Origin of the sequence: Streptosporangium canum (genome assembly GCF_900113865.1) — a bacterium.
In the GTDB taxonomy this organism is placed as follows: domain Bacteria; phylum Actinomycetota; class Actinomycetes; order Streptosporangiales; family Streptosporangiaceae; genus Streptosporangium; species Streptosporangium canum.
This window is the reverse complement of the sequence record NZ_FOQY01000011.1, coordinates 123,776-137,532: the sequence shown is the minus strand read 5'-3', so window position 1 is coordinate 137,532 and position 13,757 is coordinate 123,776. Positions and strand designations below refer to the sequence as shown.

At 69.4% G+C, this 13,757-nt stretch carries 15 protein-coding genes; 3 read left to right on the top strand and 12 right to left on the bottom strand.

Annotated features, from left to right (window positions below; genetic code table 11):
* Window positions 1–95: 95 nt before the first annotated feature.
* From BM085_RS18395 to BM085_RS18370, 6 genes are all read right to left on the bottom strand, one after another.
* Complete coding sequence (locus tag BM085_RS18395) at window positions 96–1,109, bottom strand: ABC transporter permease (RefSeq protein WP_093888186.1); 1,014 nt, start codon at window positions 1,107–1,109, stop codon at window positions 96–98.
* Window positions 1,109–2,602: a sugar ABC transporter ATP-binding protein gene (locus tag BM085_RS18390; RefSeq protein WP_093888185.1), complete on the bottom strand. Its 1,494-nt coding sequence runs from the start codon at window positions 2,600–2,602 to the stop codon at window positions 1,109–1,111. The genes BM085_RS18395 and BM085_RS18390 overlap by 1 nt, the downstream gene beginning before the upstream one ends.
* The gene (locus BM085_RS18385) at window positions 2,602–3,663 is read right to left on the bottom strand and encodes a sugar ABC transporter substrate-binding protein (RefSeq protein WP_093888184.1); all 1,062 of its coding nucleotides are present in this window, start codon (window positions 3,661–3,663) and stop codon (window positions 2,602–2,604) included. Before BM085_RS18385 ends, BM085_RS18390 begins: the two co-directional genes overlap by 1 nt.
* A gap of 123 nt (window positions 3,664–3,786) precedes the next feature.
* Window positions 3,787–4,533: an SDR family NAD(P)-dependent oxidoreductase gene (locus BM085_RS18380; protein WP_093888183.1), complete on the bottom strand. Its 747-nt coding sequence runs from the start codon at window positions 4,531–4,533 to the stop codon at window positions 3,787–3,789.
* Window positions 4,526–5,821, bottom strand: coding sequence for an L-fuconate dehydratase (locus tag BM085_RS18375; RefSeq protein ID WP_093888182.1), 1,296 nt, complete (start codon window positions 5,819–5,821; stop codon window positions 4,526–4,528). The genes BM085_RS18380 and BM085_RS18375 overlap by 8 nt, the downstream gene beginning before the upstream one ends.
* Window positions 5,818–6,663 (bottom strand): fumarylacetoacetate hydrolase family protein, encoded by an 846-nt coding sequence (locus BM085_RS18370; protein WP_086570113.1) that lies wholly within the window; start codon window positions 6,661–6,663, stop codon window positions 5,818–5,820. Before BM085_RS18370 ends, BM085_RS18375 begins: the two co-directional genes overlap by 4 nt.
* Before the next feature lie 723 nt (window positions 6,664–7,386).
* On the opposite strand from BM085_RS18370, the gene BM085_RS18365 reads away from it, so the two are divergent.
* Window positions 7,387–8,592, top strand: coding sequence for a cytochrome P450 (locus tag BM085_RS18365; RefSeq protein ID WP_093888181.1), 1,206 nt, complete (start codon window positions 7,387–7,389; stop codon window positions 8,590–8,592).
* Window positions 8,593–8,764: 172 nt separating this feature from the next.
* On the opposite strand, the gene BM085_RS18360 is transcribed toward BM085_RS18365, so the two are convergent.
* The 3 genes from BM085_RS18360 to BM085_RS18350 form a co-directional block, all read right to left on the bottom strand.
* Window positions 8,765–9,343 (bottom strand): PIN domain-containing protein, encoded by a 579-nt coding sequence (locus BM085_RS18360; RefSeq protein ID WP_093888180.1) that lies wholly within the window; start codon window positions 9,341–9,343, stop codon window positions 8,765–8,767.
* A gap of 20 nt (window positions 9,344–9,363) precedes the next feature.
* Entirely contained in the window at window positions 9,364–9,828 is a 465-nt protein-coding gene (locus BM085_RS18355) for a helix-turn-helix domain-containing protein (protein WP_245789393.1), read from the bottom strand.
* Between the two features lie 101 nt (window positions 9,829–9,929).
* Window positions 9,930–10,910: a polyprenyl synthetase family protein gene (locus BM085_RS18350; protein WP_093888179.1), complete on the bottom strand. Its 981-nt coding sequence runs from the start codon at window positions 10,908–10,910 to the stop codon at window positions 9,930–9,932.
* Between the two features lie 329 nt (window positions 10,911–11,239).
* On the opposite strand from BM085_RS18350, the gene BM085_RS18345 reads away from it, so the two are divergent.
* Window positions 11,240–11,917: a DsbA family protein gene (locus tag BM085_RS18345; protein ID WP_245789422.1), complete on the top strand. Its 678-nt coding sequence runs from the start codon at window positions 11,240–11,242 to the stop codon at window positions 11,915–11,917.
* 82 nt (window positions 11,918–11,999) lie between these two features.
* Here BM085_RS18345 and BM085_RS18340 read toward each other — a convergent pair whose 3' ends face one another.
* Both BM085_RS18340 and BM085_RS43130 read right to left on the bottom strand, forming a co-directional pair.
* Entirely contained in the window at window positions 12,000–12,227 is a 228-nt protein-coding gene (locus BM085_RS18340) for a DUF397 domain-containing protein (RefSeq protein WP_093888177.1), read from the bottom strand.
* A 20-nt stretch (window positions 12,228–12,247) separates the two neighbouring features.
* Entirely contained in the window at window positions 12,248–12,667 is a 420-nt protein-coding gene (locus BM085_RS43130; protein WP_245789420.1) for a DUF5753 domain-containing protein, read from the bottom strand.
* On the opposite strand from BM085_RS43130, the gene BM085_RS18330 reads away from it, so the two are divergent.
* Window positions 12,642–13,046 carry a hypothetical protein gene (locus BM085_RS18330; RefSeq protein WP_093888175.1) on the top strand — a complete coding sequence of 135 codons (405 nt, stop codon included), beginning with the start codon at window positions 12,642–12,644 and terminating at the stop codon, window positions 13,044–13,046. The two genes, BM085_RS43130 and BM085_RS18330, sit on opposite strands and share 26 nt — an antisense overlap.
* Before the next feature lie 182 nt (window positions 13,047–13,228).
* On the opposite strand, the gene BM085_RS18325 is transcribed toward BM085_RS18330, so the two are convergent.
* On the bottom strand, window positions 13,229–13,757 hold a 529-nt coding region (locus BM085_RS18325; protein WP_218158747.1), incomplete at its 5' end, for a WD40 repeat domain-containing protein.

The window sequence follows — 13,757 nt, the reverse complement described above, 5'->3', positions numbered from 1 at the left end:
ACCGTCAATCCTGTGCCTTGCCGTGGTCCCCGGGGAGGGGATGGTGGTCGATCCTGCGCCTTGCCGTACCCGCCCGGGAGCGGGTACGGCCGTCGTCAATCCTGTGCCTTGCCGCCGGCGAGGCGGCTGATCATCAGGGCGACCAGGATGATCGAGCCGTAGACGAGCTGCTTCCACTCGCCGGGGACGCCCTTCAGCGTCAGGATGTTCTCGACGAGACCGATCACCAGGACACCGGTGAGGGCGCCGAGGATCGTGCCCTTGCCGCCGTCCATGCTGACCCCGCCGATGACCGCGGCGGCGAAGGCCATGAAGATCCAGCCGACGCCCTGGTTGGCGCTGATGCCGCCCAGGCGGCCGGTCTCCAGCACTCCGGCGAGCGCGGCGATCACGCCGCCGATGATGAAGACGATCCACAGGACCCGCTCGACCCGGATGCCCGCCGCGCGGGCGGCGTCGGCGTTGCCGCCGATGGCGTAGAGCGAGCGGCCGGCCCGGAAGTAGCCGAGCGCGACGATGGCCGCGGCGAAGAGCAGGCCGGTGATCCAGATGGCCGCCGGGAGGCCCAGCCAGGTGGCGCTGCCGAGGTAGAGGAACGACTCGGGCAGCTCGAACAGGCTCTTGCCCTGGGTGAGGCCGAGCTGGAGGCCGTGGACGACGATCATCATCGCCAGGGTGACGATGAAGGCCGAGAGCTGGAACCGCATGATCAGGAAGCCGTTGAAGGCGCCGACCAGCCCGCCGATCAGCAGGCAGAGCGGGATCGCCAGGATGCCGGGGAGCTCCAGGCCGAACCCGCCGGCCGCGACCGGGATGACCAGCATCACGCCGACGGCGGGGGCCATGCCGACCGTGGACTCCAGCGACAGGTCGAACTTGCCGGCGATGAGGATCAACGCCTCGGCGAGCACCACCAGTGCCAGGGCCGACTGCTGCTGCAGGACGTTGGTCAGGTTGCCGGGAGTGAGGAACACCGGGTCCACGAACGACCCGACGATCAGCAGCACGATGATCACCGGGACCAGCGTGAGGTCCCGGAACCGCCCGAGCTGGAACCGCCGGCCCTGCGCGGGCAGGCTCGCCACGGGCGTCGTCTTTGTAGTGGCCATCAGTGATCGATACCTTCCATCGCCGCCACCAGCTCGCTGTCGGTCCAGCCGCGGGGCACGTCCTTCACGACCTTGCCGTGAAACATGACCAGGACCCGGTCGCAGATCCGCAGGTCGTCGAGTTCGTCGGAGACCAGTACGGCTCCGGTCCCCTGGGCCACCGCGTCCTCCACGGCGCCGAGGAGCGAGTGCTTGGCCTTCACGTCCACCCCTGCGGTCGGGTTGATGACCACGAGCGCCCGGGGGTCGTCCGCGAGCGCTCTCGCCAGCACGACCTTCTGCGCGTTGCCGCCGGACAGGTCGGCCACCGGCTGGTCGGGTCCGGTCGTCTTGATGTCCAGCTCGGCGATCATCCGGGCGCCGCGCTCGCGCCGCCTCGCCGGGGAGATCATGCCGTACCGGCCGAGCTTGCCCGCGATCGGGATGGTGGCGTTCTCGGCGATCGACAGCAGCGGCACGAAGCCCTCGTGGTGCCGGTCCTGGGGGACGAAGCCGAGACCGGCGGCGAGCGCGGACGGCACGTCTCCCGGCTTGACCTCGGTGCCGTTGACGGTCACCGTGCCGGCGTCGGCCCGGCGGAGGCCGACCAGCGTCTCGGCCAGGCCGACCTTGCCGCTGCTGCCGGACCCGGCCAGGCCGACGATCTCCCCGGACCTGATGGCCAGGTCCACGTCCTCGTAGCGGCCGTCGAGGCTGAGCCCCCGGGCGGCCAGGACGACGGGGGCGGAGGCGTCGGCCGTACGGGAGCGGTATTCGTAGGCGGCGGTGGCCTCGCCGGTCATCGCGTCGACCAGCTGGGCGTGCGGGAGGTCGCCGACCGTGGTGGTGACGATGTGCCGGGCGTCGCGGAAGACCGAGACGCTCTGGCAGATCTCGTACACCTCGTCCAGGTGGTGCGAGATGAACATCATCGTCACACCCTGTTCCCGGAGGGCGCGCATCCGGTCGAAGAGCCGCTGGATGGCCGGGCCGTCGAGCTGCGCGGTGGGCTCGTCCAGGATGATGAACCGGGCGCCGAACGACAGCGCCCGGGCGATCTCCAGAAGCTGGCGCTGCTCGACGCTCAGGTCTCCGGCCAGGCCGTCGGCGTCCACGTCCACGCCGTACTGCTCCAGGAGCTGCCTGGCCCGCGCGCGCAGGCCGCGCCACTTGATCGCGCCCCGGTCGGTCTGCCGGTTCAGGAAGAGGTTCTCCGCGACGGTGAGCGTGGGGATGATCGTCGACTTCTGGTAGACGCACGCGACACGCTGCCGCCAGGCGTCCCGGTCGGCCAGCGGCGGCGCGGGCTCCCCGCGGAAGCGGACCTCGCCCTCGTCGGGGCGCTGGAGCCCGGTCAGGATCGACACCAGAGTGGACTTGCCCGCGCCGTTCCGGCCGACCAGCGCGTGCGTCTCCCCCTCGGTGATGGCGATCCCGGCACCGTTGAGGGCGGTGGTCGGGCCGAAGCGCTTGGTGATACCAAGCGCTTCAACCGCTTTAACGGAAGATGTCATCACTTGACCTGGTTGCCCCAGAGGCTCTGGTCGTCCACGTTCTCCTTGGTCACCAGCGGGGCGGGAAGCTGGTCCTCAAGGCCGTTCGGCAGCTGGATGATCGTGCTGTCGTGGTCGGTCGGGCCCGGCTGGAAGGTCTTGCCCTCGATCGCGGCCTTGGCGTAGAAGAGCGCGTACTTGGCGTAGAGGTCGGCCGGCTGGGAGAGCGTGGCGTCGATCTCACCCTTGCGGATCGCCTCGAACTCCTGCGGGATCCCGTCGTTGGAGATCACGAAGACGTGCTTGGGGTCCTCCGGCGGCGCGATCAGGCCCTTGGCCTTGAGCACCTGCAGGGTCGGGGCCAGGTGGACGCCTCCGGCGTGCATGTAGATGCCCTTGACGTCCGGGTGCTGCTGGAGGCGGGTCTGCAGCATCGAGGCGGCCTTGGTGCCGTCCCACTCGGTCGGCTCGTCGAAGACCGTGATGCCGGGGAACTTCTCCTTCATGCACGCGCCGAACGCCTCGGCCCGGTCCCTGCCGTTGATCGAGGACAGCGCGCCCATGAGCTGGACGATCTTGCCCTTGCCCCCCAGCTTCTCGCCGAGGAACTCGCACGCCCTGGTGCCGTAGGCCTTGTTGTCGGCCCGCACGACCATGAAGATCTTGCCCTTGTCGGGGCGGGTGTCCACCGAGACGACCGGGATGTTCTTGTTCTCCAGGGTCTGCAGCGTGGAGGCGATCGCGCCGGTGTCCTGCGGGGCCATGACGATCGCCTTGGCGCCCTGGCCCATCATCGCCTGGGTGTTGGCGACCAGCTTGGCCACGTCGTTCTGGGAGTTGGTCGGCGGCATCAGCTCGACGCCCAGCTCACCGGCGAGCTGCGGGACGTACTTGTTGTAGGAGTTCCAGAAGTCGGAGTCGGCGCGCGGGAAGTCGATCCCGACCTTGCCGCCCTTGGCCCCGGCGTCGGCCGCGGGCTTGGCGCTGCTGTCGGCGCCGGTGGTCTCCGACGAGCCGCATGCCGAGACGGTGAGAGCGAGCGCGAGCAGTGCCGCGCCCGTCGCCGCAGTTCCGAGTTTCATACCGTTGCCTCAATTCGAAACCATGTGGGGGGTGAATTATTGCTAGACCGATATCTCGTATATCTCGTTCGGCGGCCGGCCTCCGGAGGGAGGCCCCGCCGTGTCACGCCACGTCGCGCCGTGTCACGTCGCGGGCCGGAGCCTGAGTCCCTGCATGCCGCCGTCGACCGCCACGGCCGCGCCGGTGGTCGAGGCCGCGAGCGGGCTCGCGAGGTAGGCGATCGCGGCCGCGACCTCCTCCGCGCTCACCAGGCGGCCCATCGGCTGACGCCCCTCCAGGGCCGCCCGCTCGGCCGCCGGGTCCGCAGCCGCGTCGAGCAGGCGCTGCACCCAGGGGGTGTCCGCGGTGCCCGGGTTGACGCAGTTGACGCGGATGCCCTCGCGGACATGGTCGGCGGCCATCGCCAGGGTGAGCGACTGGATGGCCCCCTTGGACGCGCTGTAGAGCGCCCGCTGGGGCAGGCCCGCCGTGGCGGCGATGGAGCAGGTGTTGACGATCGCCGCGTTCGCCGAGCGCCGCAGGTGCGGCAGGGCCGCCCGCGTCACCCGGACGATGCCGAGGACGTTGACGTCCAGGACCCGGGACCACTCCTCGTAGGGGTTGTCCTCGATCGTCCCGGCCGCGCCGATCCCGGCATTGTTCACCAGGATATCCAGGCCGCCCAGCCGTTCGGCCGCCTCGGCGACCGCCGTACGGACCGCGTCCTCGTCGGTGACGTCCGCCGTGACCGGGATGAACGGCTCCCCGGGCGGGTTGAGGTCCAGGCAGGCCACCGCCGCTCCGCGCGCGGCGAGCAGGGTGGCGGTGGCCAGGCCGATGCCGGAGCCGCCGCCGGTGACCAGGACGCGCAGGCCGTCGAACTCAGCCATTGAGGGACCTCCAGACGGGGCCGTCGGGGTAGGTGTGGTCGGTGATCGACCGGGGGTGCATGGCGGCGCCGAAGCCGGGCAGGCTCGGCGCGACGTAGGCGCCGTTCCTGATCACCACCGGGTCGGCGAAGTGCTCGTGGAGGTGGTCGACGTACTCGATCACCCGGTTCTCCATCGAGCCGCTGACCGCGACGTAGTCGAACATCGACAGGTGCTGGACCAGCTCGCACAGGCCCACGCCGCCCGCGTGCGGGCAGACCGGGACACCGAATTTGGCGGCGAGCAGCAGGATCGCGATGTTCTCGTTCACGCCCGCGACCCGGGCCGCGTCGATCTGCAGGTAGGAGATCGCCTCGGCCTGCAGGAGCTGCTTGAAGACCATGCGGTTCTGCACGTGCTCGCCGGTGGCGACCGGGATCGGCGCGATGCCCCGCGCGATGGCGGCGTGGCCGAGCACGTCGTCGGGGCTGGTCGGCTCCTCCACCCAGTGCGGCCGGAACTCCGCCAGGGCGTTGACCCAGGCGATGGCGGAGTCCACGTCCCAGCGCTGGTTGGCGTCGATGGCGATGGGGAAGTCGTCGCCGCAGGTCTCACGCGCGATGCGCATCCGCCGCCGGTCGTCCTCCAGGTCGGCGCCGACCTTCAGCTTGATCTGGGTGAAGCCCTCGGCCATCGCCTCCTTGCACAGGCGGCGCAGCTTGTCGTCGCTGTAGCCGAGCCAGCCCGGCGAGGTGGTGTAGGCCGGGTAGCCGTGCTCCCTCAGGTGGGCGATCCGCTCCGGCCGGCCCGGCTCCGCGGCGCGCAGGATCTCCAGCGCCTCCTGCGGGGTGAGCGCGTCGCTGAGGTAGCGGAAGTCGACCAGCGCGACGATCTCCTCGGGCGACATCTCGCCGAGCAGCAGCCACAGCGGCTTGCCCTCGCGCTTGGCCTTCAGGTCCCAGAGCGCGTTGACCACGGCGGAGATCGCCATGTGCATGACGCCCTTCTCCGGGCCGAGCCAGCGCAGCTGGGAGTCGTGGACCATGTCCTTCCAGAGCGCGCCCAGGTCCTCGACGTCCTTGCCGATGACGTACGGCTCCAGCGCCTTGACGGCGGCGGTCTGCACCTCGTTGCCCCGGCCGATGGTGAAGGCGAAGCCGTGGCCCTCGAACCCGTCGTCGGTCTTCAGCACCACGTAGGCGGCCGAGTAGTCCGGGTCCGGGTTCATCGCGTCGGAGCCGTCGAGCTCCAGCGAGGTGGGGAAGCGGATGTCGTGGGTCTCCAGCGCGGTGATGCGGTAGGCGCTCATGCCTGCCCCACCGTCTGGCGCTGGCGGCCCAGGCCGTCGATCTCCAGCTCCATGACCTGGCCCGCGCGCAGGTACGGCGTGCCCGGCAGGCCGAGCGCGACGCCGGCCGGGGTGCCGGTGTTGATGACGTCGCCGGGCTCCAGGACCATGAACCGGCTGAGGTAGCGGACGACCTCGGCGACATGGAAGATCATGTTCTTGGTGTCGCCGTTCTGGTACGGCTCGCCGTCCACCCACAGCCGCAGCCCCAGGGACTGCGGGTCGGCGATCTCGTCGGCGGTGACCAGCCAGGGGCCGAGCGGGTTGAAGGTCTCGCAGGACTTGCCCTTGTCCCACTGTCCGCCGCGCTCGAGCTGGAACTCGCGCTCGGAGACGTCGTTGGAGATCGCGTAGCCCGCGACCGCCGCGAGAGCCTCCTCGTGGGTCTCCGCGTAGCGGACGGTCCGGCCGATGACGACGGCCAGCTCGACCTCCCAGTCGGTCTTCACGCTGTCTCTGGGGATCAGGACCTCGTCGTAGGGGCCGACGACCGTGTTGGGGGCCTTCATGAAGATGATCGGCTCGGCCGGGATCGCGGCGCCCGTCTCCTCCGCGTGGTCGCGGTAGTTGAGCCCGATGCACACGATCTTCCCCGGCCTGGCGACGGGCGGGCCGATCCGCAGCCCCTCGGTCTCCAGCACGGGCAGTTCGTCCCGCTCCAGCGCCTCGCGGACGCGCGCCACTCCCCCGGAAGCGAGGAAAGCCCCGTCGATCTCGGGTTCCGAGATTGCACGGAGGTTACCGGCCTCGTCCATGACGGCCGGGCGCTCCTGGCCGACGGGTCCAACTCGCAGCAGCTTCACACCGCACCCTTCAGTCATACATCGGATGTCTTGTCTCGTGATGCTGAACGACATCGAACCTCCATGTCAACCCTTCAGCGGGGGATACATCCGATCTGTTATAGAGGATAAACCGCAGGTGGCAGTGGTATAGCGGGATCTCCCCCACACTCCCCGCCGCCAGTCATCGGATTTAACCGCGCGGGCGTCGACGGGGCTCACCGGTCGGATCCTCCGATGTGAGCGGCGATCCCACGGATCGATGACCGCCAAACATCGGAGGATGCGTCTTGTTACAGCGGGGTTTCGGTGCTATCTCCTTGAGTCAGGCCGGTCCTGTGATCGGAGGAATCGGTTGTCTCACCCTCCAAGACGACGACTCGGCATCACCCTGCCGGCCACACTCACCATCACCACCTGCCTCTATGGACGGCACACGGCCCCCGCGGAGCCGGAAAAGAGCGCGACGGCCGCACAGACACCCGATGACTTGACGCTCTGGCGCGACAAGCCCGCCACCAACCGGGAGACCCGCACGCCGCCTCCGGGGCTCCCGCGCCCCGGAGGCGGCGGGCCCTCACTTGACTCTCCCGCCCACCCGTAATAGAACACGTTTCAGAAAGCCGTCTGGCCAAGCGCTTGATCGAACGATCGGCGCCGCACCCGCCGGAAAGCGCGGCGGGCGCGTTCCGGTTCCGTCAGCGGCATCGGGGAGATGCGCGTACGGTTCGCCCAGGAGGATCAATGGACATCAACCTTGTCGACCAGGATTTCTACTGGCGGAACGGCGCGCCTCACGACCAGCTCGCCTGGCTGCGGGCCAACGCGCCCGTCTACGCGCACCCGGGCGACGCCGAGCGGGGATGGCCCGGATTCTGGGCCGTCACCGGCCACTCCGACGTGGTCCACGTCTCCCGCCGCTCCGACCTGTTCTCGTCGAGCAGGAAACTCGCACTGTTCGACGAGATGCCCGAGGACCAGCGCGCGCTCCAGCGGATGATGATGCTCAACCAGGACCCGCCGGAGCACACCCGGCGTCGCTCCCTGGTCAACCGGGGCTTCACCCCGCGCATGATGGGCGCCCTGGAGCAGCACATCCGCGACATCTGCCACGAGCTGGTGGACGAGGCCAAGGGACGCGGATCGGCCGACTTCGTCAGGGACATCGCCGCCCCGCTGCCGCTGTACGTGATCTGCGAGCTGCTCGGCGCCCCCGTCGAGGACCGGGACAAGATCTTCAACTGGTCCAACCAGATGATCGGGGCCGAGGACCCGGACTACGCGGCCGACTCCTCCGGGGGTCCGGACGCGGCCATGCAGGTCTACGCCTACGCCAACGCCGTGGCCGCCGAGCGGCGCGAGCGGCCCCGCGAGGACATCGTCACCAAGCTGATCATGCCCGACGCCGCGGGCGAGACGCTCACCGAGGAGGAGTTCGACCTGTTCGTGCTGCTGCTGGTGGTGGCGGGCAACGAGACCACCCGCAACGCGGCCTCCGGCGGCATGCTCGCCTTCTTCGAGCACCCCGAGCAGTGGGAACGCCTGGTCGCCGACCCCGCCCTCGCCCGCACCGCGGCCGACGAGATCGTCCGCTGGGTCTCCCCGGTGAACCTCTTCCGCCGTACGGCCACCGCCGACACGACGATCGGCGGGCAGGAGGTCAAGGAGGACGACAAGGTCGTGGTCTTCTACAGCTCGGCCAACCGGGACGAGAAGGTCTTCGCCGACCCCGGCGTCTTCGACATCGGCCGCGACCCCAACCCGCACATCGGCTTCGGCGGCGGCGGGGCCCACTTCTGCCTCGGCAACCACCTCGCCAAACTGGAGCTCCGGGTGCTGTTCGAGGTCCTGGCCGAGCGGCTGCCCGGCCTCACCCAGGCCGGTCCCGCCCGCCGGCTCCGCTCCAACTTCATCAACGGCATCAAGGACCTGCCGGTCACCCTCACCTGACGAGCAGCGACTCCGTCCAGTCGATATAGGCGGTCGGCAGGCCGTACAGGGCGGCGGCGATCACAGCAGCCCGATCTGGAAGAGCCCGACTGTCCTGGATGACCGATTTACCGAAAGGCGAGTGCGGATCCGAACACGAGGTCCAAGCTCGCCGCTCTGCCTATGTGGCCGATCACGGCTCATCGGATACGGCGGGCAGGCGGTTGCGTGCCCGCCGGGCGAAGACGGGCACCCCGGCGCGCTCCAGCGCGTGGGTGATGTCCAGCCCGGTCATGGGAGGGCGGCGCTTGCCCTTCGCCATCCGGGCCAAGACAGCGACCACCTCGTGGGGACTCTGCGCCAGCAACGAGCACAGGTAGGTGTCGGGGTCGGTGACGGTCAACCCGTATCGGCTCAGGGTCGCGACGGGGAAGTCAGTGAGGTTCCAGGTGACCACGGTCTGGGCGCGGCCGACGATGGCGGCGGCCATGTGGTGGCAGTCGTCTGGGTCAGGGCCGTCCAGATGTTCGAGCACGTGCTTGTAGTCGTCCTCGGACACGCGGGTGTCGGCGAAGAACTCTCGCATCGCCGCGCTGATACGTGCCGCCGCGGACGTGGAGCGATGCCGCTCCCGCACGATGACGCGTTCCCACTCCTCCAGCAGATGATCGCTCCAGACCACGGTGTGCACCGCGTCCTCGGTCAGGGCGAGCATCAGATCCATCAGTGAGAACGGGAACAGCACGTTGGTGTCAACGAAGACGCGCGCCATCGGCGGGCACTCCCGGGAGGTCAGTAGGGCAGATCCGCCTCTTCGGCCACTTCCGCGATTCTGCGGCGTCCTTCGGCGCGGCGCTCGCGACGAGCCTGGAACTCCACGACGTCGGAAAGGCGGACCAGACGATGACGGCTGTCGGGCAGATACTGAGAGGGGATCTCGCCTTCGTCCAGTAGCCGGGCGATGAAGGGCCGCGACACACCCAGCAGTTGCGCGACCTCGTTCGGCGTCAGCCGTGTCTCCACCGGCAGAGCCAGAACGGCGTTCCCCGCCGCGAGATCCTGAGCGGCCGCCAGCACCAAGCGCACGAGTCCTTCGGGGAGCACGATGTCCCGCCCACCCGACCCACGCAGCACCAGTTGCGCCTGAGGGCGGTCGGCGGCCTGCAACTCGGCCAGCACCTCGCGATCAGCGTTGACCGGCTCGACGCGGGTCGCATGGGCCAGAACTCCGGGACGAGACATGATCACCTCCAACATCAAGATGTTATCTGAAATAAATGTAACCCGAGGGGAGACGGAGCGACAGACTCCGGCGTCTTTTGCTGAGAAGAGCGATGAAAAGGACCTACCGGTCACCCTCACCTGACGAGCAGCGACTCCGTCCAGTCGATATAGGCGGCCGGCAGGCCGTACAGGGCGGCGGCGATCTCCGGGTCGGCGATGACCGGGAGCGAGGCCAGGGCGTCGGACGCCAGCCCCCGGCAATACTCCAGGGTGTCGTCGATCATGCGGCCGCTCCGCAGGCGGGTGAGCAGGACCATGATCTCGTCCTCGCTCAGCCGCCTGCCGAGGAAGGACCGCAGGTCCCCGTGGTCGTGCTGGAGCGCCAGCAGCAGCGGGAGGGTGTAGACACCCTGCCTGAGGTCGTTGCCGACCGGCTTGCCGAGCCGCTTGGCGGTGGAGGCCAGGTCCAGCAGGTCGTCGAGGACCTGGAACAGGACGCCGAACCGCTCGCCGTACTCGGCCATGCTCCGCCCGTCCGGGTGGGCGACCAGGCAGCTCGCCCGGAACAGGGACGCGGTCTTGCCCGTGATCGACCGCAGCGCGTCCTCGGGGGCGCGGCCGGGGTCGAACAGCTCGGCGATCTCCTGGAACTGCCCCTCGGCCAGCTCGACGACCACGGCGGCGAGCGTCTGGGCGACCGGCTTGGAGACCACGGAGAGCGCGGCGAGCCCGGCCCTGGCGAGCATGAAGTCCCCGACCACCAGCGCCCTGGCGTCACCGAGCTCGGCGTTGAGGGTCCGCACCCCCCTGCGCTCGGCGGCCTTGTCCATGAGGTCGTCGTGGACCAGCGACCCAGCGTGGATCAGCTCCACGCACGCCGCCGCGGTGACCACCCGGTTGCTGAGGGACCCGTCCAGCGCGAGCGCGGTCGCCAGCGTCAGCGCGGGCCGCAGCCGCTTGCCCCCGGCGCCGGTGATCCGCCCGGCCGCGCTGTTGATGAGCGGTAACCGGGAGGAGGTGCTCAGCCGCCGGATACGGCTCTCCACCCGCACCAGCCCGGCAGAGATCGCCGGGCTGTTGAGGATCTCCTCTGGACGCGCGACATGGGTAAGCACGGCACTCCCTCTCCTCGCCTCGGCCCCCTGGCCAACCGCCTCCCACGCTGCCCGATGATCGCTGTGGCGACGCTGAGCGTCGCTGAGACCCCTCTCAGATCGGGATGCCGCAGTTGCCGGGGAGGATGTCGGCCCTTGTGGAATACGCGGCGGGTCACGCGCCAGAGCCCCGGCCCCTCCATGGCCACGGCCGCGGCAGCGCCCGCCGAGAGCGAGATGACCACGTACCGTATGTGATCACCCAGCGTTCGCGCTCGGACCGACCGGCCCCGGCCGCCGAGAGGCCGAGCGGGAACGACCTCAGATCGATAGGCGGATTTTTGAGCACCGTGAACTCCCCCCGCGTCCGAAGGAAGACGATCCTGCCCGTCCTCGTGGCCGCGGCCGTCATCCTGGTCACGGTCGCGATCACGTCGAGCAGGCCCGACGGCATTCCCGCGAACGCCGCCACGCCATCGGATCTGATCACTCTGCGGCCCGACGGCAGCGTCGTCATGGCCCAACGCGGCGTGAAAAGCCCTGTTCTGGAGGTTTACGAGGACTACCAGTGCCCCTACTGCCAGGAATTCGAACGGACCAATGGCGAGACCATCAAGCAGTGGGCGGTTCAAGGAAAGATCAAGGTCGTCTATTATCCGATGACCATTTTCCGCAAGGAGAAATCGCCCGTCACTCACGACAACTCACACCGCGCGCTGAAAGCATCGTTGTGCGTGACGGATCCCCGCAAATGGCTGGCCTATCACGACGAGCTGTACACCCACCAGCCGGAGGAAACGGCGGAGGGCGGGTTCGCCATCGAGGATCTGGTGGCCTATGCGAGAAAGGTCGGCATCGCCGAGGCCGATTTCGCCGCCTGCCTGAACTCCCGGGAGAGCTCCGACCGCGCCGCAGAGGTGTCCGAACTGGCCCTCACCCGGAAGGTCGAAGGGACACCGACAGTACGTCTGAACGGTGAGGACATCGACTGGAGCACGCCCTGGGCCGGCCCCCAGCAGCAAGTCTGATCACGCGGCTGAATCCGGTCGTCGGCAGGTGCGGACGACCGGTGCTCCGTTCCTGATGACGGCGTGGGCGTCTCCTCGCGCGTCACGGGGAGGGGAAGTCGAACTCCCCGTCCTTGACGCCGCCGGTGAACGCCTCCCACTCGGCGCGGGTGTAGACGATCACCTGGCCGTCGGGGTGATGGCTGTGCCGTACGGCGACCCGCCCGCTGCCATCGGCCAGCGGCCCGGCTTCCACACAGCTTCCGCCGCCGTTCTCGCTCTTCGTGCTGATGTGCCAGGCAACATTGGCCAGGTCCTCGGGGGTAGGCATGCCATGCCCTTCCATCCGGTTCACCGCGACAGTTTCTCTGCCGTCGCGGAGATCAGCTCAGCCGACGCCTCGGGCGTGAGGGCCAGCTCTCGCAATTCATCGTACGTCCGTGCGAAGCGCTGGGTATCGGGTGATTCCACATAGATAGCGCCCTTCGGCGTCTCCGCATAGCCGACCTCGGGGAACGGCTTCTCCATCGTGAAAATACGGAACGCGCCGGTCGGGCTGGCGTGCGCCCCGGCGCTGAACGGCAGCACACGGATCTCGATGTTCGGTCCGGCAGCACATCCGGCCAGGTGTCGAAGTTGGGCCGCCAGACATTCCGGGCCGCCGACCTCGCGACGCAGTACGGCCTCATCGATGATCGCTGAGAACCGAGGCGGATCTTCCCGTTCGAGGATCCCTTGACGGGTCATGCGGAGTTCGACCCAACGGTCGATCTGCTCGCTCTTCGCGTCGTACTCGGCCGCCGTGATCGCCGCCCGCGCGTATGGCGAGATCGGAGACGGCGGGGACGACTTGGCCCGGAAGCCCGATTCGTCTCTCGCCGGGGACGACCCGCCTCTCACCGGGGAAGGGGTGCGGGCACTGGCCGGGGGGCTGCCGCGTATGTTCGCGCTGGTCCAGGAGACCGGGGAGGACGGCGAGGAGATCGTCGTGGAGGTGGTGGCCTACGGGCTGGCCCTGCCGTGCGGCACGGCGGCGACCGTCGGCGTGGTCAACGGGTTCGGCCGATGGACGAGCGCCCGCAGCGCCGCGTCGCGGCTCCGCTCCAACCTCGTCTGGCTCGGAGACGACGGTGGGTGGCCGAGCTCATGACACTCGAAGACGGCGGCGGCCCGGCCGATCCCCGTCCACCGCGGGACCGCGGGGATGATCGTCGGAATGCGGGCACCCGGTGCGGGCAGAGCGGTCGGAGCACCCGGCGCGGGCGGCGCGGGCAGAAGGCGACGGCCGCTCAGGGGCCGGGCACCGGGAACTCGCGAGCCGGGCGCCGGGGTTCAGGAGCCGGACGCCGGGGCGGGCGGGCCCAGGCTCCACACCCGCACTCTGCCGTCGAAGTCGCCGGTGAGGAGGACCGGCCGCCCTTCCAGCTCCGTCACCAGCATCGACGTGATCCCGTGGGTGGGGGTGCCGAACACTTTGCCGATCTGTTCGCGGGTGGCCAGATCCCACACCCGTATTCCGTCGTAGCCGCCGGAGACGACGACCGGCCGCCCCTGCAGCTCCGTCACCACCACCGACTCGACGCCTTCGGTGTGGCCGGTGAACGGCTGACCGATCTGCTCACGCGTGGCCAGGTCCCACACCCGCACCGTGCTGTCGTCGCCACCGGCGGCACCGGAGACGACGACCGGCCGCCCCTCGAACTCCGTCACCGTCACCGTCACGGTCGTCGTGTCCCCGTCGGTCTGCGCGGTGAACGGCCTGCCGATCTGCTCGCGGGTGGCCAGATCCCACACCCGTGCCCCGTCGCCGCCGGCGGAGACCACGACCCGCCGCCCCTCCAGCTCCGTCACCACCACCGAC